The sequence below is a fragment of the Hahella sp. HN01 genome, from assembly GCF_018986435.1.
Taxonomy (GTDB): Bacteria; Pseudomonadota; Gammaproteobacteria; order Pseudomonadales; family Oleiphilaceae; genus Hahella.
Window position 1 is genome coordinate 1 of the sequence record NZ_JAHMIN010000009.1, and the last position, 23745, is coordinate 23745.

The window sequence follows — 23745 nt, forward strand, 5'->3', positions numbered from 1 at the left end:
TCAGGCTCTTAATACGAAGAACCCGTCCTCGTGACGGGTTTTTTTTGCCTGAAATTTAACGTCGGGCCCTGCGCCACAACTTAGCCCCTCCCAAGTTCAGTGAAAGTCGCGCGAGGGCGACTCCAGGCCTTCCGGCTGTGGCGTCAGACGGCTCTATTGGGATAGATTCAGGGCCGTTATCGATGTAACATACTGGGGTTGCCTAGCCATGCCACCGATCTCTTCAGTACTCGAATGATTAGGGGCGCTGGCGGACTCAGGTCAACTTCAATGGTCAGCGTCTCACGATTAAAATCATCACAAAGTTAAATGTTCTTAAGTGACGCCCGCATAGTAAACTGTCATTCATGAAGCCCAATGACCAGCACTAGTTAGCCCGTGTTGGAGATGCTAGAGGCTCTGGATGCCGTGTCGGCAGACATTTTTTACCTCGACGACATTTGTTGAGATTAAGCTCTCGGTACACCCGATACATGCTTCAGCGAAGGCCCCAACGCCGAAGAATGGTGAGAGGTTTGCAGAACTTATATGCAGGCTGACGCTCAACCTCTTCCTGACGCTTGGCAGTCAGCTGATCATTTCGATTGCGGTCAGGTTGGTAACGGTAGACGGAATCGCTGAGGCCAACGGTGCGACAGGCATTCGTAAACTGGCGCCATGCCGCTGTTGCGTATCACGTTGGCTGTACAGCTTTTTTCCACAATATCCGATGCTCCAGGCTCAGGTCAGCATGCATGGTTTGGAGTCGGCGACTCTCTTCCTCAATTTCGTCGAACCGCTTGATATCCTAAGCCTCCATGTCCCTGTATTTTGACTTTCAATTGTAATAGGTGGCGTCAGAAGTTCCATATTCCCAGCAGACATCATTCACTTGGCGACTGGTTTCCATTTCCTTCAAAACCTTCACTATCTGACTTTCTGTGTATTGAAATTTTTTCATTGGATGTTCTCCGTATTGCGCTAGTGTACGCTGGAGAGCTCTAGAAGAATGTGTTCGATATGCACAAGTGCCTGGCCGAATATCAAGGGCCGGGAGCTCTAAATGCGAGTGACACTAATTAGGAAAGGTTTACAGAGAGTTTTCTTTGTTGAAGCAGAATGTCGCTGCATTTGGGCAGGTTGACTCTGCTGCAAACCAAGTTTTCGAGGAGTGATATATAGTTGAGCTCATTGAACTTATTAGAAGTAAAAGGGCGTTTCATAACGCCCTTCTTGGTGGGAAAAATTAGCTCTTTCTACGGCGGACGAACAAGCCGGCCAGGCCAAGTCCCATCAATGCCAAGCTTGTTGGCTCGGGTACATTTGAGGCTACAACAATGTGGTCTTTTTCTGTGGCGACTCGACCGCCGTCAACAGTCGCGTAGATGTCAAAGTCGTATGTTCCTGGAGTTGTGCCAGTAAATGTGACTTCAAACTCGTATGATGCTGCGCTGTCTCGAGTGAAAGATCCGGTGTAAGCGCCAGGGGATACTGACACCATGCCCGCAGGAGCGCCTGAAATATCCAATGCTACTTCAGTGTATGAGGAGATAGCATTTGAAATTGCTTCATTGATAGTGTCAACCAATGTGCTAGTGTCTATGCCTGCGTGATAGGTGCCGCCAGTGGCGGCTGTGATACGTGAGGCTTGGCCTGTGCCGTCAAGGCAGTAGCCTGTTCTACAGCTAGATGCTACATCGATTGCTTCCACTTGAATGCTAGCAGCCTGAAGCGCGGCAGTGGCGCTGGCTTCTGTCGAACCCAGAGATGGGTCGTGGCCTGTGGCGTCGCCGAACCATAAAAGTATCCGCTCAGCGTCTGGGCGCCATGAAACTGTGCTTGCTACTTGCTCAAGGGCGTAGATATTGGCTTCTGGAAAGTCATAGCCTCCAGATGCGGTCCAGCTATTGATCGCTGCTTGCGTTGCAGAGGTGTCAGAGGTCATATCAGTAAGTGTGCGATACGTGAATGCGTCGCTGATATCTCGGTAACCGCCAACTCCGAAGTTGATGTCCCCAAAGCCAGCTGCAGTGCTTAATATTGAGCTTGCCGCTGCTTTTACGGCTGCTATTTCTCCACCCATGCTTCCGGTTTCATCCATGAGAAAGAATACGTCAACTTTTGATGTGGTGGCTTCTGCATCAATAGTGACAGTCTTAGTAATGGTTACGCTTTCGCCTACTCCTAAAGTTGCGGAGTAGGATGAGGGGGAAATAGAGTCCGCCATTGCCGAAATTGGCAATAGTGCAGTTAGCGCAAAAGAACACGCCAATCGTTTCATTGTTATCTCCTGATGTCGATTGTAGTTAGTGAGCTTATTAATAATGAGGTGTTTGGAATTGACTCGCTGTCCAAATATGCACAAATCTAGCCATATTTGTTGAAATATCAATTAAGAGAATGACTTACTGTTTGTTTGCTTGGTGTTTGGTTTTTAAACAGATGTAAATCCATTGGACATGAAAAATGGAAGCATTCTCGGTGAATCTGTGACGGGTTATTCTTAAAGGCTTATTTCCATATGGCGGGGGGCGGAGGCTGGACTAGGTCATAATGTTCGGATTTGCTTTTATAAAGTAGACTTTTCAAGATACTCTGCATTTTTAGATATTTTTTATTCCTATTTATTATAAGGGTGGGGCAATAGGAAACGCTGATAAAGTGTAAAGTCTTTGAACGGTATGGTGTTTTTTGCCGACAGCGCCTACAAGCATAGATATGGGGCGAGGCTCAGAGGCTCAGAGGCTCATATAAGGGCTCTTATGACATACTAGTAGCCGTGTTTATGTCTGAGCGTATAATATTTTCTGACAGTGGCGGACGCCTTTTAAATGAAGTGGGAGAGTTGCGATGAGCAGCGGACATTTGGTGATATTTGATACAACCTTGCGTGATGGAGAGCAAAGCCCTGGGGCCTCCATGACAAAGAATGAGAAGCTGCGTATCGCCAAGGCGCTGGAAAAAATGAAAGTGGATGTCATAGAAGCAGGCTTCGCTATCGCCAGTCCTGGAGATTTTGAGGCGGTTAAAGCGATAGCAGAGTCTGTCAGTGAATCCACCGTATGCAGTTTGGCGAGAGCGTTGGATAAAGATATAGATCGTGCGGCTGAGGCTTTAAAGCCGGCTAAATTGGCTCGTATTCATACGTTCATCGCCACCTCCCCAATCCATATGAAATACAAATTGCAGATGCAGCCTGATCAAGTCGTGGAACAGGCAATCAGAGCGGTTAAACGCGCCAGGATGTACACAGACGATGTTGAGTTTTCTTGTGAAGATGCTGGGCGCTCAGAAATAGATTTTCTCTGTAGAATCATAGAGGCGGCGATAGCCGCTGGCGCGAGAACAATTAATATCCCCGACACGGTAGGCTATGCGATTCCTCAGCAGTTTGGTGAAACGATTCAAACTCTACTGGAAAGGGTGCCTAATGCTGATAAAGCAACATTCTCTGTGCACTGTCACAATGACTTGGGGTTGGCCGTAGCTAACTCCCTGGCGGCGGTGATGAACGGCGCTCGTCAGGTGGAGTGTACTATTAACGGTCTGGGTGAGAGGGCTGGAAACGCGGCGCTTGAAGAGATCGTTATGGCGGTGAGAACACGAAAAGACCTATTTGCTGTTGAAACCCGTTTGGATACGCAATTTATCGTGCCGACTTCTCGCTTAGTTTCGACAATTACAGGGTTTCCTGTGCAACCCAATAAAGCAATAGTCGGCGCCAACGCGTTCGCGCATGAGTCTGGCATCCATCAGGATGGCGTACTTAAGCATAGGGAAACTTATGAGATCATGCAGGCGCAGGATGTAGGTTGGCGGACGAACAGTCTGGTGTTGGGCAAGCACTCTGGTCGTAATGCTTTTCGCACCAGGCTGCATGAGCTTGGCTATGAATTTGATTCAGAAACTGCACTTAACGAAGCTTTTGCTCGCTTCAAAGATTTGGCGGATAAGAAGCACGAAATTTTCGATGAAGATTTACAGGCTTTGGTTAGCGCTGTAGAGCTATCAGAAGATGACGAAATTTATAAATTGGTCTGTATGTCTGTTTGCAGTGAAACAGGCGTTACGCCTATTTCGAAAGTTACCTTGATGATAAATGGTGAAGAGCGAACAGCTTCCGCGGAAGGGGGCGGGCCTGTTGATGCAACTTATCGGGCGATAGAAGAAATCGCCTCTTCTGGTGTGAACTTGCAGCTATATTCGGTTAATAACATAACCAGCGGGACCGACTCACAAGGGGAGGTGACTGTGCGTTTGGAGCGTGGAGGCTGGATTGTAAATGGCGTTGGCGCGGATACTGATATTGTGATTGCTTCAGCAAAAGCTTATATAAATGCCTTAAACCTAATCTCTTCAGATAAGAGGAAGCAACATCCGCAGAGTGAAGTGTGATTCTTTTCTGCGCATAAAATTATGAATTTTTTGTACGAGAACGACAGACAGACATATTTGACCGAAATGGGAATTGCGGTTTGGTATGCGCGCAGCCCGTTGCCGAATGCTGCGCCTTCCAACTTGTTTGAATTCGATGAGGCATCAGAGGAGCTAGATAACCGGGATGTAGAGCGACGCGCGAATAAGATCAGCCCGCCAAAAGCGCCATCATTAAAAAGCGCTCAGCAAGCAGCCGCTCTTCGCCAAACGATGTCCGCTATCGCTCAGCCTGAGCCAGCTAAACAGAAGAAGGCCCGGGAACAGGATAAGAAAGACGCTTCTCCAACACCTGTATTGGTAAAGTCATCCCCTGCAACCGTTGATAAGCTACGTGCGATGAGTATAAAGGCTGGCGACATTTGTATGGTGGCGCTGTCTAAGGGGGAAGTGGATATTACTCCTGAGTCGCCCAGCGGCCAGCTTCTTGCCAATATTGCGTTGGCGGTAGGCCTGGGAGAGGAATGGAAAGATGCATATAGCCTTTTTGCCTGGCCGCCATTTGAGCGTAAAGGGTTGCCAATGCAAGACGACGTGATGCTTGCTAGAGTTCTGGCGCGTTGGTCAGCCTCCGGTGGAATGAAGCATTGTATTCTATTCTGTGATGTGGGCATCGCAGCGACTTTGGGCGGTTTAGACCCTGTGTGGAAGGGCGACAGACTCCTACAATTGCCGTCTCTAGACGAGATGCTTTATAACCCCTCTATCAAAAAACTCGTGTGGCGCAAGCTTCGTCAATATCTCTACTCCAATGACTGATCCAAAACCCGATCTCGCTTTCAGGTTAATGACCGAAGCAGACTTATCCCTAGTCTTAAATAATGAGCGTGGGGCTTATTCCCATCCTTGGACTGAAGGCGTTTTTAAAGAGTGCCTTGCGGGAGCTTCCGAATGTTGGGTCGCCGTATATAACGACGAGGTAGTCGGACACGCGGTGACCTCCATGGTTATAGATGAGGCGCACTTGCTTAATCTATGTGTCGCGCGCGCGTTACAAGGGAACGGCATGGGGTTGTCCTTCATGGCGTTTTTGCTGGAGCGCTTTCGTACACAAAATATGGTGGAGCTATTTCTAGAGGTGCGCGCTAGCAACACCGCAGCCGTGCAGTTGTACAGAAAATTGGGCTTTAATGACATTGGTTATCGAAAGGCCTATTACCCGGCCTCCGACGGTCGCGAAGACGCCATCGTGATGTCGATGAAGTTGGGGCGCGAAGAGTAAGTCGTGGAATATGTTCGCGTTGATTCGCTGCCTTTAGCTGTAGAGCTGGGACTGTGGGGAGCGATGCTTGTCTGTATTGCTCTGCTGTGGGTTAGGCGTTGTCATGTTTATCTGCGGCGAGATAATAAGCTGCAGCATATTTTCTGGGGTTGCGCGTTGGCCCTGGGGCTGTTTTGGCGTCTCAGAATTGATGTCGATTTTGGCGTTTCTCTTCATTTTCTCCTTCTAAGTGCACTGACCTTGATCCTGGATTGGGAGTTGGCGATATTTGCCGGCTTTATTGGGCTATTGCTACTTGCGCTCCAGGGCGCAACGCCTTGGCTATTGCTCCCTTTGAATTTTCTAGGGGCGGTGCTGATCCCTGTTATGGTGACCAAATGGGTGGTGGACAGGGAAAAGAAGTCTGGCGGAAGGTTATTTTTTGCTTACCCTTTAGTGAACGGCTTCTTGGGTGGAGGGCTGTCGATAGTCGCCAGTATTCTGTTTGGAATGACTATCTGCTGGCTAGTAGATGGGGAGTGGAGTCAGGATCACTCTTTAATGTTCGCTTACCTCCCTTTGATTGCCTTGCCTGAAGGCGTAATTAATGGGATGTTGGCGACAGGTATGATGGTTTATTTCCCGGACGTGCTTAGAACCTTTGATTCCAGTCGCTATCAATAGCTTTTGACACTCTGTTTGCGGCGCTATAATGTTCGCCCTCAATTCGCCAGATGTTCAAGGTTTGTCATGGGACTTCGTGAAGAAATCAAACGCCGTCGTACATTCGCCATTATCTCTCACCCTGATGCGGGTAAAACCACTATTACAGAGAAAGTACTCTTGCATGGCGGTGCGCTGCAGAAAGCCGGTACAGTAAAAGGTAAAAAGTCCGGTCAATTTGCGAAATCCGACTGGATGGAAATGGAAAAAGAACGGGGCATCTCCGTAACCACATCCGTTATGCAGTTTCCTTATGACGACTCTCTGGTAAACCTGCTTGATACCCCGGGTCACGAAGACTTCTCTGAAGACACCTATCGTACTTTAACTGCGGTTGACTCATGCTTGATGGTTATAGACAGCGCAAAAGGCGTTGAGGAGCGCACCATCAAACTTATGGAAGTGACGCGGCTGCGCGATACGCCAATCATTACTTTCATGAATAAGCTCGACCGCGATATTCGAGACCCAATGGAATTGCTGGATGAGGTCGAGGACGTACTGAAAATTAAGTGTGCGCCTATATCTTGGCCCATTGGCATGGGCAAAGGCTTCAGAGGTGTATATCACCTTCTTCGGGATGAGGTCATTTTATACCAGACTGGTAAGGGGCATACTCTCCAGGATGGTCGCACGATTAAGGGGCTGGATAACCCTGAGTTGGATACGGTGCTTGGCTCGGACGCAGAGAACTTACGCGGTGAAATCGAATTACTGCAAGGCGCTTCTCATGAGTTTGATCATCAGGCCTTTTTGGCGGGCGAGTTGACTCCAGTATTTTTTGGTACTGCGCTAGGTAACTTTGGCGTTGATCATATGCTGGATGGCTTGGTGGCGTGGGCCCCTTCCCCCCAGCCCAGAGAGACTGATAAGCGCGTTGTTGAAGCGGAAGACGAGAAGTTTTCTGGCTTTGTATTCAAGATACAGGCGAATATGGATCCGCTTCATCGTGACCGTATTGCTTTCTTGAGGGTCTGCTCAGGTCGCTACGAACAGGGCATGAAAATAAAGCATGTGCGACTGGGCAAAGATGTTCGTATTGCTGATGCGCTGACATTCATGGCGGGAGATCGAACTCGGGCGGAAGAGGCATTCGCGGGCGACATTATTGGTTTGCACAATCACGGCACTATCCAGATTGGCGATACGTTTAGCGAAGGGGAGGAGTTTAAGTTTAGCGGTATTCCTAACTTCGCCCCTGAACTATTTCGCCGTATTCGCCTGAAGGACCCGTTGAAGTCCAAACAATTGCAAAAAGGTCTGATTCAGTTGTCTGAAGAAGGCGCTGTGCAGGTATTCAGACCGCTCAATAACAACGACTTGATTGTTGGAGCGGTGGGAATGTTGCAGTTTGACGTGGTAGTTCATCGTCTCAAATCTGAGTACAAAGTGGACGCGGTGTATGAGCCGGTAAACGTCGCCACTGCGCGTTGGGTTGAGGCGAAAGATGTGAAAAAGCTAGAGGAGTTTAAGCGGAAAGTGTCCGAAAACTTATCTCTGGATGGGGGCGACAGTCTGACCTATCTGGCCCCGACGAATGTCAACTTGCAGCTGGCGATGGAGCGTTATCCAGATGTTCAGTTCAGGAAGACAAGGGAACATTAAGGGCATTGGCGATGGCGGTTTACATTGACAGCCATTGCCACTTTGACTTTCCCGACTTTGATGACGATAGAGAAGAGGTTCTGCGCAAAGCTCGGGAGTTGGGTGTAAAGCGCATTATTGCGCCCTCGGTAGGCGTCCAAAATTGGGCGCGCATATCTCAGATGGCTGCGCATTATGACGAGCTCAATTTTGCGCTGGGTATTCATCCTTTATACCTGCACGAGCATTCCGTGTTTCATCTGGACGAACTGGCTGAGAGGTTGCGTACTCAACGTGCGGATATTTCAGCGGTCGGGGAGTGCGGGCTTGACGCAACAGTAGGCATCGACTTTGACGTGCAGCGGTTTTTTTTGCGCGAACAGCTGAGGATGGCTAAAGCGAGTGATCTTTCCGTCATTCTTCACTCAAGAAAGACCCATAGCCAGCTTGCCAGGCTGGTCAAGGAATCTGGCGTTAAGAGTGGGGTGGTGCACGCCTTTTCGGGAAGCTACGAAGAGGGGATGCAGTTTGTGAAACTGGGGCTCAAATTAGGGGTCGGCGGCGTTATCACCTATGACCGAGCGCAGAAAACCAGAAAAGCGGTCTCCAAGTTGCCATTGGAGTCTCTGTTGTTGGAGACCGATGCCCCTGATATGCCTTTATGTGGTCGGCAAGGGCAGCGCAATTCTCCTGAGTTTATTCCTCAAATATTTGATGCGTTGTGCGCTTTGAGAGAGGAAGCCCGAGAACAGATATCCAATACTGTTCTGCAAAACACAATCGAGACATTCGGCCTGCCAAATCTTGATATGTGACCTTGGCGTTGCGCTGCCGTGTAATTAATTGGATTTAGAGTAGCATTTGAGCAGGAAGTGCCATATAATCCTGCGCCCGGATTTGCAATATAGTTAGGAACTTTGGCGAAGCCCCGAAGCCCAAGTTCCGAAAAGTCAGAACGTCGTTGTAACTTTCCCCGAAGGAAAGGATCAGCGTGCGTTTTATTTGGATTAATCAGCCGAGAATTTAAGAGTAAGGCGGGATTTAAATGAAAACGATCAGCGCTAAGCCAGAAACCGTAAAGCGTGACTGGTATGTTATAGACGCGACCGACAAGACGCTTGGACGTCTTTCTACTGAAATCGCCCGTCGCTTGAGGGGCAAGCACAAAGCGGAATATACCCCTCATGTGGACACTGGGGATTACATCGTTGTAGTAAACGCAGAAAAAGTGCGTGTTACTGGCAACAAAGCACAAGACAAAATGTACTATCGCCACACAGGCTATCCTGGCGGCTTGAAAGAAATGTCTTTCGATAAGCTGATTCAACATGCTCCAGAGCGTGTTATCGAAACAGCTGTTAAAGGCATGATGCCGCGCAATCCTTTAGGTCGTGCGATGCTGAAAAAGCTCAAGGTATACGCTTCGGCTGAACACCCGCATACCGCTCAGCAACCGATTGAACTGAAAATTTAAGGAAGGTGGATATGTCTGTTACTCAATATTACGGTACCGGTCGTCGTAAAACTTCGACTGCTCGCGTCTTCCTGAGACCCGGTAGCGGAAAAATCACTGTGAACCAGACTGATCTGGATTCTTACTTTGGTCGCGAAACCGCTCGCATGGTCGTGCGTCAGCCTTTAGAGCTGTTAGAGGCTACCGGCAACTTTGACGTTTTTGTTACTGTTAAAGGCGGCGGCCCTTCTGGTCAAGCAGGCGCAATTCGTCACGGTATTACTCGTGCGCTGATTCAGTATGATGAAGCGAATCGCTCTCCGCTGCGTAAAGCCGGTTACGTTACTCGCGATGCTCGTGAGGTTGAGCGTAAGAAAGTCGGTCTGCGTAAAGCGCGTAAGCGTCCGCAATTCTCCAAGCGTTAATCGATACGCTAAAGATAAAAAGCCCGGTAATCCGGGCTTTTTTGTTTCCGCTGAGCATAAGCGAAAACCGTCCGACGGATATTTAACTTGGATCAATATTGTTGAGACAACGCCACGCCGCACGCGCGTCGTCCTTGTATCGATAAGGCATTTTAATTAGTATGTCAGCCGGATTTTACGCCTGAAGAAATAAGAGCATAATGGCCTGATTTTGGCCTCAAATTGCTGCCTGATGGGAGAAACCTAGTATGACGAAAGACGACGTGAACAAGAGCCGCCGTCGTTTTCTGGTGGGAGCAACCTCGGTCGTTGGAGGTATCGGCGCCATTGGCGCAGCGGTGCCTTTTGTCGCTTCCTGGAACCCAAGCGCTAAAGCGAAAGCCGCTGGTGCGCCTGTTAAGGTTAATATCAGTAAACTTGAACCCGGTCAACAAATGACGGTTGAATGGCGGGGCAAGCCTGTTTGGGTAGTGCGCAGAACGCCAGAAATGCTGAAAGCGCTGGATTCGATTGCGGACGATTTGCAGGACCCGCAATCTGAAAAGCCGCAACAACCCGCTTACGCTCAAAACGCCCACCGCTCCATCAAAGATGAATACGTCATACTTGTAGGAATCTGCACTCACTTGGGGTGCTCTCCGAAATTCATGCCGGAAGTTATTCCTGATGAAACTGTTGGTGGTTTTTACTGTCCTTGTCACGGCAGCAAGTTTGACTTGGCTGGAAGGGTCTTCAAAGGCGTACCTGCTCCCAAGAATCTTGAAGTGCCTCCCCACATGTATGTTGACGACGTGAACCTCATCGTAGGTGATGACAAGGAGAACGCATAATGCAGAAGCTTATCCAGTGGGTCGACGATCGTCTGCCTGTCGTCGATGCCTTCGAAAAGCACATGAGCAAGTACTATGCGCCTAAAAACTTTAACGTATGGTATTTCTTCGGTTCGTTGTCTTTAGTTGTACTTGTTAACCAGCTGCTTACAGGTATTTGGTTGACTATGAGCTACAACCCTACTGCTGAAGGGGCGTTCGCTTCAGTAGAATACATTATGCGTGATGTGGAGTTCGGGTGGCTCATTCGATTGATGCACTCAACCGGCGCATCAGCATTCTTTGTCGTTGTCTACCTGCATATGTTCCGCGGACTCATGTATGGCTCATATAAAAAGCCTCGTGAGTTGGTTTGGATCTTCGGTATGACAATTTATCTGTGTTTGATGGCTGAGGCTTTCCTTGGCTATTTGTTGCCTTGGGGGCAGATGTCATACTGGGGTGCGCAGGTAATCGTTTCTCTGTTTGGCGCGATACCCTATGTAGGTGAAGATCTTGCTCAGTGGATCAGAGGCGACTACCTGATTTCGGGTATTACTCTTAACCGATTCTTTGCTCTGCACGTTATCGCTTTGCCAATTGTGCTGCTTGGTTTGGTTGTTTTGCATATTCTTGCTCTCCATGAGGTCGGCTCTAACAATCCTGATGGCGTTGAGATCAAGAAGAACAAAGATGAGAATGGTATTCCGAAAGACGGTATCCCCTTCCATCCATACTACACGGTGCATGACATCGTGGCCTTGGTTGTCTTCCTCTTTGTATTCTGTGTGGTAGTGTTCTACTTCCCTGAAATGAATGGGTATTTCCTGGAAAAGCCGAACTTTGAGCCAGCCAACCCCCTGAAGACTCCTGAACACATTGCTCCTGTTTGGTATTTCACGCCTTTCTACGCCATGTTGCGGGCAATTACTTATCCGTTGTTTGGGGTTGATGCGAAGTTCTGGGGTGTGGTGGTAATGGGCGCTGCGATTGCGATTCTCTTCGTGTTGCCGTGGCTGGATCGCAGCCCTGTTAAATCTATTCGTTACAAAGGTGTGATGAGTAAGGTCGCGCTGTTGATATTTGCGGTGAGCTTCGTGATTCTGGGCGTTTGCGGCGCACTGCCCGCTAACGAGCAGCCCAGCTGGATGGCGCCTCTGTTTACAGGCTTGTATTTCGCTTACTTCCTATTGATGCCTTGGTATACCAGAGCTGAAAAGACTAAACCTGTACCAGAGAGGGTGACTCACTAATGAAAAGCATACTGAAAGTTCTGCTTCTCTCGTGCGTGACGTCTCTTGCTTACGCGTCCGGCGGCGGAGATGTTCACTTAGATCATGTGGATGTTGATATTCGTGATAAGCCTTCTATGCAAAGAGGGGCTGCGATGTTTACCAACTACTGCATGGGCTGCCACTCTTTAAAATACTCTCGTTATGAGCGTGTAGCGGACGATATTGGTATTCCGCACAATCTTTATGAGGAGAATCTGATCTTCGGCGATGCGAAGATTGGACAGCTGATGGATATCGCTATGGCTCCTTCTATGGCGAAAGGCTGGTTTGGCGCTGCGCCTCCTGACCTGACATTGATCTCCAGATTGCGCGGACCAAATTGGTTGTATAGCTACCTGCGAGGCTTCTATAAAGATGAGTCTCGTCCATGGGGGGTCAACAACGTTGTGTTTAAAGACGTTGGTATGCCCCATGTCCTAGTCGGTCTGCAGGGCTTGTGCGCTGAAAAGCCGGAACTGGGCAGTAAGGCGGGTATAGATCCCCTAAGTGGTGTTGTCGTTGGTGCGCCAGGTTGTAAGTCATTTGCTACAACGGGCAGCATGGAGCCGCAAGAGTATGATGCTGCGATTCGCGACATGGTCAACTTCCTGGCCTATGTGGGTGAGCCCTCAAGGCTGGAAAGTGAAGACATCGCTCCGTTTGTATTGTTGTTCCTGGTGATTCTGTTCGTTCCTGCATACCTCCTCAACAGAGAATATTGGAAAGACGTTCACTAGTCTTTTCGTGTATAATGTTCGACCTTGGATAAAAGCTCCAGCATCGGGTTGCCCCGGTGCTGGAATTTTTCTTTCTGAATAATCTGAGTTACAAGCGACCGAGGTAATTCTATGGGAGTCGTGACCAAACGGTCATCAATGACATTTTTTTCTGATCCGCAGAGCCACTACAGTCATAGAGTCCGTATTGTTTTGGCTGAGAAAGGTGTGGCGGTAGATATCATCGATGTTGATCCTGATGATAAGCCTGCGGAGATTGCCGACCTAAATCCTTATAACACGCTGCCAACCCTGGTGGATCGTGAGCTGTCGCTGTACGAACCAAACATCATGATGGAGTATCTGGATGAGCGTTTTCCTCATCCGCCGCTTTTGCCGGTTTATCCGGTTGCGCGGGCGCAGAGCCGTTTGTTGATGTATCGAATCCAAAAGGATTGGTGCAGTCTGGCGGATATCGTTCTGCAAGGTAAATCTGATACTGCAGAGGTTGAAGAGGCGCGCAAACAGCTTCGTGAAAGTTTGATAGCCGCCGCCCCGATCTTTTCGGAGAAGCCGTATTTCATGAGCGAAGAGTTTACAATTGTAGACTGCTGCGTCGCTCCACTGTTGTGGCGTCTGAAGCTCATGAAGATTGAGCTTCCTGAAAAGCCGGCTAAACCGCTGATCAAGTATATGGACCGCCTGTTCTCCCGTGAGTCCTTCAAAGCTAGCCTGTCCGATATCGAACAGGAAATGTTTAGCTGATACTTCTAACTGAAGGGGTCTATGCAGGGCCCCTAAAGCTCAAATTGAATTGGCAATACCAATGACTCCCAGTCGTCCCTATTTGTTGCGAGCTCTGAACGAGTGGATTCTTGATAATCATCTAACGCCATACGTGGTTGTGGATGCGTCGCTTCAGGGCGTAGATGTGCCTCGTGACTTTGTAAGCAACGGCCAAATTGTGCTTAACATCAGTCCGCAAGCGGTGCGCGGCTTGAACATAGGTAATGATTATCTTGAGTTTAGCGCTCGTTTTGGTGGCGTGCCGCGTCAAGTGTCCGTTCCGATAATGGCGGTGCTGGCGATATACGCGAAGGAAAATGGTCAGGGCATGGTCTTTGGTTCTGAGCCGGGCGGAGCGCCTGAGCCGCCTAGCAATAAGGGTAAGCCTGGATCTTCTCCAACGCCTCCACCCAAAGGTGGTGGGCGAGATGGCTCAAAGCCGAGCTTGAAGATAGTCAAGTAAGCAATTAAAGCTTTAGAGTCTGAAGAGCCGGAAGCATGGTGAAAGCCGTGCTTCCGGCTTTTTTGTTGCTTTAGTCTATTGGGCCAAAAATTTCGCGGTCGATGTAGTCGCAAAGAGTATGGATTGTTAACAGGTGTACTTCCTGAATTCGTGCGGTGGAGGTCATTGGAACTCGAATTTCAACATCCTCGGCCTGGAGCAAGGAAGCCATGTTTCCGCCATCTTTTCCTGTCAAAGCAACCACTCTCATCCCCCTGTCATGGGCTGCCTGTATCGCTTGAATTATATTCGCAGAATTGCCGCTTGTGGAAATAGCTAAAAGTACGTCGCCTTCAGAGCCCAGGGCGCGTATCTGCTTGGAGAATACTTCGTTGTAGCTGTAGTCGTTAGCGATGGATGTCAGTGTCGAGGTGTCAGTCGTCAGAGCGACTGCTGGTAGGCTGGGGCGCTCACGCTCAAAGCGGTTTAGCAGTTCAGAGGAGAAGTGTTGCGCATCCCCGGCGGAGCCGCCATTGCCGCAGGAGAGAATTTTGTGATCGCTAAGAAGAGCGTGAACCATCAACTGGCCTGCCGCCTCAATCAGTGGGGGGAGTGATTGTGCGGAAACTTGCTTCGCTTTAATGCTTTCTTCGAAGAGGTGGATGATGCGTTCAATACTGTTCATATAAAAATCCGGAATTAACGGTGGTGTACGTTGGTGCGAAAGGTGGCGTCACCAGCAGCTAAATGCGTCTGGTATCCATTGAAAGCCGGTATTTGATTTGAGGTTTCCCACGATAACATCAAATCGGCATGGCATGTCTGTTAAACCTTTCTTCTGAAGGTATATGTTTGCGGCAAGGATAATGCGTTGCTGCTTTTTTTGGGTAATAGATTCTGCTGCGCTGCCAAACTTATCGCTGCTGCGATGGCGCACTTCTATAAATACCAAGTGCTCGCCGTGTTTAGCGATGAGGTCAATCTCTCCCCCTTTGCAGCGGAAGTTGCGCTCAAGGATGGTGAATCCTTGGGCGCGTGCAAAACTCTCCGCTTGGCTTTCTGCTGCGCGGCCAATATCAATAGACTTGATCAGGCGCTTAAAGGGCATTATTGGGAGATTGGCTCGGGGCTGTTTAACTCCGCTTTCGCCACGCCTCTTTCAAATATCGCCCATTCCAGTATGCGGCGGATTTGCTGTGCGTCATTCATAAAAAGGTTGCCTGTCGCGCCTTGTATCTGGCTGTCAGGGAATTGGCGCATGAGGCTGAGTCGTGGGGCGATAGTGTAAGCATCGGCGCCCATTGCATACAGTCTTTCGTAGCGCGTGGTGTCTGCGACATATCGAATATCTTGTTTGAGTGGCAATGACTGGCTCAATAACCAAGGCGTTTCCGTAAAATGAATGCCATTCAAGTCGTGGTCTTTATCTGGCTGAGGGACGCCTCCGTAAATTTGCGAAGTAGCGTAGACTGGCAGGTCGCTGGCGTAGTGAAACAGCAGTAAGGGTTTTAGCTGTCTGGCTACATATGGCGTAGAGATCATGATGATGGCATCAATATCCTGTCGGCGACGCGGTTCATACTCAAATTTGCCTGCAACTGACTTTAGCTTTCTGGCTCTTTGCTTGCTTGCGTTGATCTGCAACAGGTGAGCGATGCCGTCTGAATAATTTTCGCCCTCAACATATTTGTACGGGATAGGTAAAGGCAGGTTGGCTGCCTCGTATTCTCTGTCCAGTACGCTGGCGAGTTTTATCGCCCATGGTGAGTCAGGATAAATCACTGCGACGCCGCGCTTTCCTTCCGACATCAGCTTTCTGGCTATCTGGCGCACTTCGTCTTCGGCGGCGAGTCCGTATTGGTACATGCCGGGAGGCGGAGTGACGCCTTCGTCCAGGTAGTTTAATGCAAGTACAGGGGGATCAAGTTCAGGGAATCCGGCAAGCTGGGCGACGGCTTCTTTCTCCAGAGGACCAATAATCAGATCGTAGCCTTCCAGCTGCAACGAGAGGTAGAGGTCGGCGATATTTTCGATAGAGCCGGAATCTATAATCTGGATTTCCGGGCCTTGTCCGTTGCTTTCGCTGCTGTTGATATCCTGGTAGTAGGCTGCCAGGAAGCCGTCACGAATAGCTTCTCCTGCTTTAGCCAGATTACCGCTTAGCGGCGCCAGTAGTGCGATTTTGCTGGGGCGCTCATTGGGCAGTTCCGCCAGCATCTTGAGCTCGGCAGGGAGTCTTTTGGCTGCAGGATGGTCGGCCCATTGCTGGCGCCAGCTTTTTAGCGCCGCCAATTGCATTTCCAGGCTGAACTGGTTCTGACGTACGGCGGTGATCAGTTCAAGCCAGCCGCGCCAGTCGTAGTCTTGCGCCGTTTCCAGCGCGCGGCTCAACTCAAGGCTGGGCGTGGCGCGCAAGGCGTTCCAAACGTCATCCAGCACCCGCCAATACTCTTCGCCAGTATAGAGACCTGATGCGTAAACCAGAAGTTGAGCGGCGTCCAATGAGGAGCCTGTCGCCATAAGCGCTTTGGCGTGCAGTTCATTAGCGCGAAGCTGAATATCCACGGGCCGGCTGGCGAAAGCGCCGGATGGGGCGGCGTTGAAATAAGAAAGAGCTTGGTCTGGTCGATTCTGCTCCAGGGCCAGTGTCGCGCCGAGAATAATATACTGCTCCATCTGGGGCAGAGTCAGGGTGGTGGAGTTGATGGACTCCACCACTTTTTGTGCGTTTGCGTAGTCGCCTCGCGCCAGGTAAATGTCCAGTGCTTTTAATTTGTGGTTGGCTTGCTCGGGCGGTAGCGTATTTTGAGCAAGCTGAAGCTCTCTTTCCGCTTCGTCCTGAGAGGTTGCGCCTTGCGAGCTGGAGTCGCCGCCTCTGACGGGTAAGCCCTCACAGCCGCTTAAAAAAGACAGGAGTAATGTTAAAAGCAGGACGTGAAATGGATAATTATGTTTTCGCTGCATGCGCTTACCAGAGAGCAATAGTTATAAGTCAGGCCGGTTTTATGGTTAACTTAGGCCGGCCGCGGCGGTTATATAATGGCGGCGATATGCGAGAAGCCGAGTGTAAATATAAAAGCAACGGCCATTCTAGCAAAGGCCAAGGTTGGGGTGGAAATTTCAGTTATTAACAAGATGAAAGATTATGAGCGAAGCAAAGGGTGTTTTATACATTGTAGCGACCCCGATTGGTAATTTGGATGACATGACTCCCAGGGCGATCGCCATTTTGCAATCGGTGGACCTGATTGCGGCGGAAGATACCCGGCACAGCGGCAAGTTGTTAAGTCATTTTGGCGTTGATGCGCCGATGACCTCTTTGCATCAGTTCAATGAAGAGGCGAAAACAGAGCGCCTGTTGTCAGAACTGGCGGCAGGTAAGTCCATCGCTCTGATATCTGATGCAGGGACGCCGCTGATATCGGACCCGGGGTTTCCATTGGTGAGGGCGACTAGAGAGGCGGGCTTCGCCGTCACGCCAGTTCCTGGCGCCTGTGCGTTGGTGGCGGCTCTGTCCGCTTCCGGCATGCCGAGTGAACGGTTTGTCTTCGAAGGGTTTCTGCCCGCCAAGGGTTCTGGACGGCGTGGGCGTTTGCAGGAGCTGGCTGACGAACCTCGGACCATGGTGTTCTATGAGTCTCCTCACCGGATTTTGGCGATGATGGAGGATTTAGAGGAGGTGATGGGGGCCGGCAGGGAGGTGGTGATCGCCAGAGAGCTGACCAAAACCTTCGAGACGATAAAAGCGGGCTGCGTTCAGGAGGTTAAAGCCTGGATGCTGGCGGATGGAAACCAGCAGCGCGGGGAGTTCGTCGTGTTGGTGAAGGGGGAGCGCAAAGAGCAAGGCGACTCTGTGGAAATCAAAGTGTCGCAATTGCTACAGGCGTTGCTCAAAGAATTGCCTGTTAAAAAGGCGGCGGCGTTGGCGTCTTCATTGACGGGTGTCGGTAAGAATGAGCTTTATCAGCAGGCGCTGGCGTTAAAGGGCGAGTAAGTTTGCGACTTCTTTAATGACTTGCTGGCGCAAAGCTTGTGTCGGAAGAGGGAAATCGCTAATCTTGCCGCCAGAGCTTGTTAGGCAGTCGCTGTTTCGCATCCTTTATTGGGCGCGGGATGGAGGAAAGTCCGGGCTCCACAGGGCAAAGTGCCAGGTAACGCCTGGGCGGCGCGAGTCGACGGAAAGTGCAACAGAAAGTATACCGCCTAAGTCTGCTTCGGCAGAACGGTAAGGTTGAAATGGTGCGGTAAGAGCGCACCGCATGGCTGGTAACAGTCCATGGCGATGGAAAACCCCACTCGGAGCAAGACCAAATAGGGATCCAATGGCGTGGCCCACGCTGGATCCGGGTAGGTCGCTAGAGGTGCATGGCGACATGCATCCCAGATGAATGACTGTCCACGACAGAACCCGGCTTACAGACAAGCTCTTCTTTTCTCTTTTTAACCCTGAAACTCTTGCGTATGAGAGTTTCAGGGTTAACTTCTCTTAACAATGAAACTGTGCGGCCGATAATTGGGCGTGCACATACCTCGTTTTATTTACCAATGCGGTCTTTATAGCTAAATATTCTTAGATGCGAGCTTGTATCTAAAGAAATTCCTCTAGCGCTTTGATTGCAAAGCTATTTTTGTCTCAAATCTGTCTATTTTTTCCCCTTTTTTTCTGTAACTACTTGTCTTTTAAGAGGAAATTATTGACCCATCCGTAACTTAATCATCTTGAAATAATGCCTTCCGCTTTCTATAGTGTGTAAAAGTGGGTAAAAGTGGATGATTGTGGTTTTTTGTGGCGAAAACCTTCTGAGATGGGCAAATAAGTGTTTAGAGGGGTCAATGCGATCAACATGGATTCAAAGGGGCGCTTTGCTATGCCGACGCGTTACCGGGATCGTATTGCCGAAATAAGCAATAACCAAATGATTGCGACCATTGATACACAAGAACGCTGCCTTCTGATTTATCCATTGCCGGAGTGGGAACAGATTGAAAGCCAGATCGCCGCGCTTCCCGCGTACAACCCGGCGACTCGGCGCATCCAGCGGCTCTTGTTGGGCCACGCCACTGAACTTGAAATTGATGGTGCGGGACGCGTGTTGTTGTCTCAGCCGTTACGTGAATACGCATATCTGGATAAGAAATTGATTCTATTGGGTCAGGGTAAGAAGTTTGAGTTGTGGGACGAAGATCACTGGACGAAGCGGCGCGATGAATATCTGGACGAGGATGCGCTTGGTCAGGATGTCCCAGAAGAACTGATGAACATCGCGCTATAACACTATGGAAAGTAATCAATACGGACACGTAACGGTTTTATTGGCCGAGGCTGTTGAGGCTCTGGGCGTCAAGGCGGATGGGCTTTATATAGACGGCACCTTCGGGCGCGGCGGACACAGTGCGGAGATATTGAAAGCGCTGGGGCCGCAAGGGCGACTGCTGGGTATCGACAAAGATCCACGTGCGAGGCGGACGGCGATGGAAAGGTTTTCTGGCGATGACAGATTTCTATTCCGGCAAGGCTCCTTTGCTGACATGGCCTCGTTTGTTGCGGAACTGCAATGGCCTGGCGTTGACGGCGTACTGCTTGACTTGGGCGTTTCCTCCCCGCAGTTGGATGAAGCCGAAAGGGGCTTCAGCTTTATGCAGGACGGGCCATTGGATATGCGTATGGACCCGGACAGCGGACAGTCTGCTTCAGAATGGGTGAATACCGCAAAAGAAGAAGAAATTAGCAAGGTGCTTTGGGACCTGGGCGAAGAGCGTTTTGCGCGGCGGATGGCGAAGGCCATCGTGGCGGCGCGTCAGACTCAGCCCATTACCCGGACCTTGCAGCTGGCGGAAATCGTCGCGGCGGCTAATCCCCGCTGGGAGAAAGGCAAGAATCCGGCGACGCGAGCGTTTCAGGCTATCAGGATATACATCAACAGGGAGTTGGACGATCTGGCCCAGGGGCTGGAGCAGGCGTTTGGAGTGCTAAAGCCAGGCGGACGCCTGACGGTTATCAGCTTCCATTCTCTTGAAGATCGCATGGTCAAACAGTACATGCGGGATATTGTACGAGGGCCCAAGACTCCGAAATGGCTGCCGGTGGTGGATGATGCGCCGCCAAAAGCCAGATTGGTAGGTAAGAAAATCCGCGCAGGCGAAACTGAGCTCGCGGCCAATGTACGGGCGCGCAGCGCCGTAATGCGTGTATTGGAGAAATGTTGATGATTTTGATTCGTTCTACAGGTCAGGCTACGCCACTGGCGACAAGACGCAGCAAAACGGTTCGTGAGCCGATTTTGCCCGTCGTACTGGAGTGGTGGGGTGAGACGTGTCGCCTTGCCGCAAGCATGATCAAGGGGCGGGCGTTGATCACTTTGTCATTGTTGGCGGCTCTGGTGGTGTCCGGCGTCGCCACGGTGTATGCCGTGCATTTGAACCGGCAGCAGTTTATTGAACTACAGACGCTGCAGCGGGATAAAGACCGCTACGAGCGCGAATGGACCCAGCTATTGCTGGAGGAAAGCGCCTGGAGCGCGCACAGCCGAGTGGAGCAGATTGCGGATCAGCGTTTTGGCATGCATGTGCCTGACGCCACCAAGATAGAGATTGTGAGATGAAAGCCAACGACCGGCGGACAGCTCAACGAGGCGCCATGGAGCAGGCTGAGAGCGGGCAAGCAGCCCCGGCCATGCTCTGGCGCTATTACGCTGTGGCTATCGTGTTGGTCGCGTGTTTTATCGTGCTGGTCTGGCGTGTTATCGATTTGCAGGTGATTAATCATGAGTTCCTGCGTTCGCAAGGCGATATGCGTACTGTACGGGTTGAGCCGATTCAGGCGACCCGCGGCAAGATACTGGATCGCAACGGCGAGCCTTTGGCGGTCAGCGCGCCGGTTGTGACCTTATGGGCGAACCCGCAAGAAGCGCAGGAGAATGATGAAGGTTGGCGTAAGCTGGCGGATTTGCTGGGCATGCAGTCCGACGAGATGGTCGAGCGGCTGCGTCGTCATAAAGGCAAAGAGTTTATTTACGTACAGCGCCAACTATCGCCGGAAACCGGGCGCGTGGCGATGGACCTGAAACTGCAAGGGCTTTACGCAAAACGCGAATTCAAACGCTATTACCCTGCTGGGGAAGTGGCGGCGCATATCGTCGGCATTACGGATATCGACGAAAAAGGTCAGGAAGGCATTGAGCTGGCTTTTGATGAGTATCTGCGCGGCGTTAATGGCAGCAAAAAGGTGCTGAAGGACCGCCGTGGTTATGTGATCAAGGACTTGAGTCTGCTGCAGGACGCGCAATCCGGTACTGACCTGCGGCTCAGTATCGATTTGCGTTTGCAGTATATGGCGTATCGGGAATTAAAGGCGGCGGTTGAGGCGCACCACGCAAAATCCGGGTCGCTGGTGATACTGGATGTGAGGACCGGAGAGGTGCTGGCGATGGTTAACCAGCCTTCGTTCAACCCCAATAATCGGGACAGTATGAACCCCTCGGGGTTGCGAAATCGGGCGGTGACGGATTTGTTCGAGCCCGGGTCCACCGTCAAACCCTTGTCGATAGCCGCGGCGCTTAAGACAGGGAGTTTTACAACGGAAACCCGGATCAACACCAGTCCGGGTTTCCTGCGTTTGAATGGGCAGACTATTCGCGACGCTCGCGACTACGGCACGTTGGACCTGGTTTCTATCATTACCAAGTCCAGCAATGTCGGAACTAGCAAGGTGGCGTTGAAAATCGGCGGAGAAGCGGTTTTTGAAACTTTCTACCAAGCTGGCTTTGGACAGTCGTCTGGCATTGAGTTTCCAGGGGAAGCGGTAGGCGTGTTGCCGAATTTCACCAAATGGCAGCCGATTCGTCTGGCGACGCTGTCATACGGTTACGGACTGTCAGTCACTACGCTGCAGTTGGCTCAGTCATACATGGCGATCGCCGCCGATGGCGTACGCAGGCCAGTAAGTTTGATTAAGGGCGGACAGCAAGGAGTTTCTCCGCAGGAGGTTATGTCGCCGGGCATTTCCAAGCACATCAGGGAAATGCTGGAGACAGTGGTGTTAAAGGGCGGTACAGGAACCCGGGCGCATGTCGCGGAGTATCGTGTGGCGGGTAAAACCGGCACCACTCACAAAGTTGGCGAGCATGGCTATGCGGATGACGCCTATAACGCGGTGTTTGCAGGTTTGGCTCCAGTTGAGAAGCCCAGACTGGCAATGGCGATCTTGATGAATGAACCGCAGGGCTCTGAATATTACGGCGGAGAAGTCTCCGCGCCGGTTTTCGCCAGAGTGGTGGCCAATGCGTTGCGCCTGCTGAATGTGGCGCCGGATCGGGCTATCCCTATGGTCGCAGGAGCAAGCGGCTCCGATAGCAAAAGGAATGGAGGCTGATATGCCGGGTGTCGCGCAACAACGACTGGCGGAACTGTTAAAGGGAATCACGGAAGTGCCGGCCGCTTTGGACTGCTGGCTGTCTGATATCCAGCAAGACAGCAGAAAAGTCACCAGTGGCGCTTTATTTGTCGCGGCTGAGGGCGTCAGTTCAAATGGCGCTCAGTATGTAGAGGATGCGTTGGCCAGGGGCGCTCGCGCGGTTCTGCTGCCAGGAACGCGTCAGCATGTTTATGAAAAAGGCGATGTAGTCTTTATTGAGCTCGATAATGTGCGGCCAGTGGTCGGGATTATCGCGCATCGGTTTTTTGGTCAGGCGACGCATCGCATGAAAGTGGTGGGAGTCACCGGTACTAACGGTAAGTCCTCCGTCACCCATTACGTTGCGCAACTGGCGGAAGGGCTGGGAATGTCGGCGGCGGTAGTCGGCACGCTTGGTTACGGACGCCCGAACAGTCTGAAAGCAACGACGCATACCACGCCGGATGCAGTGTCTCTGCACCGGGTGCTGGCGGAGTTGCGTGATGAAGGCATTGAACTGGTGGCGATGGAGGTGTCCTCCCATGCGCTGGATCAGGACAGAGCGGCGGGCGTTAACTTTGATGTCGCGGTGTTGACCAATATCACTCGGGATCACCTAGATTATCACGGCACGCTAGAGGCGTACGCTGAAGCCAAAAAGCGGCTGTTCCTGTCGGAATCAGTGCGCTGGAAAGTCTTCAATCAGGATGACCCATATGGCGCGCGCTGGGCGCAAGAGCTGCAAGGGCCGAAAACGCTGACGTTTAGCGTCGGAAAACGTGATCAGTCCGCGGCGAACGTATGTGCGGAAGACGTACATTTTGATGCCGATGGAATGAGCTTTGCGCTTGATTTTGGCGCAACCCGTGAACCCGCGCGCTTGGCGCTGGTTGGTGAATTTAATTTATCCAATGCGTTGGCTGCTTGCGCGGCCATGTCGGCATTGAAGGCGGAGCCGCAGGCTGTACGTCAGCAGATGGCGCGATTGACGCCAGTGGCGGGACGTATGCAGCCGCTGCATGAAGATAAGGCTCCGACCGTTGTGGTGGATTACGCGCACACGCCGGATGCCCTGGAAGTTGCATTGAAGGCGGCGCGCAGGCATTGCCCTGGACGTCTCTGGTGCGTGTTTGGCTGCGGCGGCGACCGAGATCCAGGCAAGCGGCCTTTGATGGGGGCCGTCGCTGCGCAATATGCGGATGAGGTGGTGCTGACTGATGACAATCCTCGTGGAGAAGATCCGGAAAGTATTGTCGCGCAGATTGTGAAAGGCGCGGAACAAGGCGCGCACTTTCAAGTGGTGCGTCCCAGAAATGACGCCATCCGTTTCGCAGTGGAGCATGCCGCCCTGGAGGATGTGATTTTACTGGCCGGCAAAGGACACGAGGATTACCAGGAGATTCAAGGGCGGCGCATGCCGTTCTCGGACATTGAGATAGCCCGCGACTGTTTGGCCTCTGTCGCTGGCGTGAGAAGCTCCGCCAACGGCGAAATTTGATGAAGAGATGAAAAAGAGATAGAGACGAT

General features: G+C 51.1%; 24 protein-coding genes and 1 other RNA gene. 20 read left to right on the forward strand and 5 right to left on the reverse strand.

Annotation, left to right across the window (positions count from 1 at the left end; all coding sequences use genetic code 11):
* Window positions 1–817: 817 nt before the first annotated feature.
* Both KP814_RS33385 and KP814_RS10425 read right to left on the reverse strand, forming a co-directional pair.
* Entirely contained in the window at window positions 818–940 is a 123-nt protein-coding gene (locus KP814_RS33385) for a transposase (RefSeq protein ID WP_371824051.1), read from the reverse strand.
* Window positions 941–1225: 285 nt separating this feature from the next.
* Window positions 1226–2260, reverse strand: a complete 1035-nt coding sequence (locus tag KP814_RS10425; RefSeq protein ID WP_216736719.1) for a PEP-CTERM sorting domain-containing protein — start codon at window positions 2258–2260, stop codon at window positions 1226–1228.
* Between the two features lie 569 nt (window positions 2261–2829).
* On the opposite strand from KP814_RS10425, the gene KP814_RS10430 reads away from it, so the two are divergent.
* The 13 genes from KP814_RS10430 to KP814_RS10490 all read left to right on the forward strand — a co-directional run bounded on the left by KP814_RS10430 (window position 2830) and on the right by KP814_RS10490 (window position 13847).
* A complete protein-coding gene (locus KP814_RS10430; protein ID WP_216736720.1) occupies window positions 2830–4374 on the forward strand; it encodes a 2-isopropylmalate synthase in 1545 nt (514 codons plus the stop codon).
* A 21-nt stretch (window positions 4375–4395) separates the two neighbouring features.
* Entirely contained in the window at window positions 4396–5172 is a 777-nt protein-coding gene (locus tag KP814_RS10435; RefSeq protein WP_216736721.1) for a hypothetical protein, read from the forward strand.
* 28 nt (window positions 5173–5200) lie between these two features.
* Window positions 5201–5635: a ribosomal protein S18-alanine N-acetyltransferase gene (rimI, locus tag KP814_RS10440; protein WP_216736722.1), complete on the forward strand. Its 435-nt coding sequence runs from the start codon at window positions 5201–5203 to the stop codon at window positions 5633–5635.
* Window positions 5636–5638: 3 nt separating this feature from the next.
* On the forward strand, window positions 5639–6298 hold the full coding sequence (locus KP814_RS10445) for an energy-coupling factor ABC transporter permease (RefSeq protein WP_216736723.1): 660 nt from the start codon (window positions 5639–5641) through the stop codon (window positions 6296–6298).
* A gap of 66 nt (window positions 6299–6364) precedes the next feature.
* On the forward strand, window positions 6365–7942 hold the full coding sequence (prfC, locus tag KP814_RS10450; RefSeq protein ID WP_216736724.1) for a peptide chain release factor 3: 1578 nt from the start codon (window positions 6365–6367) through the stop codon (window positions 7940–7942).
* Window positions 7943–7953: 11 nt separating this feature from the next.
* Window positions 7954–8736, forward strand: coding sequence for a TatD family hydrolase (locus KP814_RS10455; protein ID WP_253938310.1), 783 nt, complete (start codon window positions 7954–7956; stop codon window positions 8734–8736).
* Between the two features lie 230 nt (window positions 8737–8966).
* Entirely contained in the window at window positions 8967–9395 is a 429-nt protein-coding gene (gene rplM, locus KP814_RS10460) for a 50S ribosomal protein L13 (protein ID WP_011399611.1), read from the forward strand.
* 11 nt (window positions 9396–9406) lie between these two features.
* Window positions 9407–9799: a 30S ribosomal protein S9 gene (gene rpsI / locus KP814_RS10465; protein WP_216736726.1), complete on the forward strand. Its 393-nt coding sequence runs from the start codon at window positions 9407–9409 to the stop codon at window positions 9797–9799.
* Window positions 9800–10047: 248 nt separating this feature from the next.
* Window positions 10048–10629: a ubiquinol-cytochrome c reductase iron-sulfur subunit gene (petA, locus tag KP814_RS10470; protein ID WP_216736727.1), complete on the forward strand. Its 582-nt coding sequence runs from the start codon at window positions 10048–10050 to the stop codon at window positions 10627–10629.
* The gene (locus KP814_RS10475; RefSeq protein ID WP_216736728.1) at window positions 10629–11861 is read left to right on the forward strand and encodes a cytochrome bc complex cytochrome b subunit; all 1233 of its coding nucleotides are present in this window, start codon (window positions 10629–10631) and stop codon (window positions 11859–11861) included. Before petA ends, KP814_RS10475 begins: the two co-directional genes overlap by 1 nt.
* On the forward strand, window positions 11861–12619 hold the full coding sequence (locus KP814_RS10480) for a cytochrome c1 (RefSeq protein WP_216736729.1): 759 nt from the start codon (window positions 11861–11863) through the stop codon (window positions 12617–12619). Before KP814_RS10475 ends, KP814_RS10480 begins: the two co-directional genes overlap by 1 nt.
* A gap of 111 nt (window positions 12620–12730) precedes the next feature.
* Entirely contained in the window at window positions 12731–13363 is a 633-nt protein-coding gene (locus tag KP814_RS10485) for a glutathione S-transferase N-terminal domain-containing protein (protein ID WP_011399606.1), read from the forward strand.
* Between the two features lie 61 nt (window positions 13364–13424).
* Window positions 13425–13847 carry a ClpXP protease specificity-enhancing factor gene (locus KP814_RS10490; RefSeq protein ID WP_127968623.1) on the forward strand — a complete coding sequence of 141 codons (423 nt, stop codon included), beginning with the start codon at window positions 13425–13427 and terminating at the stop codon, window positions 13845–13847.
* A gap of 70 nt (window positions 13848–13917) precedes the next feature.
* Here KP814_RS10490 and KP814_RS10495 read toward each other — a convergent pair whose 3' ends face one another.
* The 3 genes from KP814_RS10495 to KP814_RS10505 are packed head-to-tail and all read right to left on the reverse strand — an operon-like array spanning window position 13918 to window position 16790.
* A complete protein-coding gene (locus KP814_RS10495; RefSeq protein WP_216736730.1) occupies window positions 13918–14511 on the reverse strand; it encodes a phosphoheptose isomerase in 594 nt (197 codons plus the stop codon).
* 48 nt (window positions 14512–14559) lie between these two features.
* Window positions 14560–14934: a YraN family protein gene (locus KP814_RS10500; RefSeq protein WP_216736731.1), complete on the reverse strand. Its 375-nt coding sequence runs from the start codon at window positions 14932–14934 to the stop codon at window positions 14560–14562.
* Window positions 14934–16790, reverse strand: a complete 1857-nt coding sequence (locus KP814_RS10505) for a penicillin-binding protein activator (RefSeq protein ID WP_216736732.1) — start codon at window positions 16788–16790, stop codon at window positions 14934–14936. Before KP814_RS10505 ends, KP814_RS10500 begins: the two co-directional genes overlap by 1 nt.
* A 181-nt stretch (window positions 16791–16971) precedes the next feature.
* Here KP814_RS10505 and rsmI point away from each other — a divergent pair, with 181 nt between their 5' ends.
* The 7 genes from rsmI (at window position 16972) to KP814_RS10540 (ending at window position 23716) form a co-directional block, all read left to right on the forward strand.
* Window positions 16972–17820, forward strand: a complete 849-nt coding sequence (rsmI, locus tag KP814_RS10510) for a 16S rRNA (cytidine(1402)-2'-O)-methyltransferase (protein ID WP_216736733.1) — start codon at window positions 16972–16974, stop codon at window positions 17818–17820.
* Window positions 17821–17892: 72 nt separating this feature from the next.
* Window positions 17893–18258: RNase P RNA component class A (rnpB, locus tag KP814_RS10515), an RNA gene on the forward strand.
* A 385-nt stretch (window positions 18259–18643) separates the two neighbouring features.
* Window positions 18644–19099: a division/cell wall cluster transcriptional repressor MraZ gene (mraZ, locus tag KP814_RS10520; RefSeq protein WP_041598950.1), complete on the forward strand. Its 456-nt coding sequence runs from the start codon at window positions 18644–18646 to the stop codon at window positions 19097–19099.
* Window positions 19100–19103: 4 nt separating this feature from the next.
* The gene (gene rsmH, locus KP814_RS10525) at window positions 19104–20033 is read left to right on the forward strand and encodes a 16S rRNA (cytosine(1402)-N(4))-methyltransferase RsmH (RefSeq protein ID WP_216736734.1); all 930 of its coding nucleotides are present in this window, start codon (window positions 19104–19106) and stop codon (window positions 20031–20033) included.
* Entirely contained in the window at window positions 20033–20428 is a 396-nt protein-coding gene (gene ftsL / locus KP814_RS10530) for a cell division protein FtsL (protein WP_216736735.1), read from the forward strand. Before rsmH ends, ftsL begins: the two co-directional genes overlap by 1 nt.
* Window positions 20425–22197 (forward strand): penicillin-binding protein 2, encoded by a 1773-nt coding sequence (locus KP814_RS10535; protein WP_216736736.1) that lies wholly within the window; start codon window positions 20425–20427, stop codon window positions 22195–22197. The genes ftsL and KP814_RS10535 overlap by 4 nt, the downstream gene beginning before the upstream one ends.
* A 1-nt stretch (window position 22198) precedes the next feature.
* Entirely contained in the window at window positions 22199–23716 is a 1518-nt protein-coding gene (locus KP814_RS10540; protein ID WP_216736737.1) for a UDP-N-acetylmuramoyl-L-alanyl-D-glutamate--2,6-diaminopimelate ligase, read from the forward strand.
* Window positions 23717–23745 lie beyond the last annotated feature (29 nt).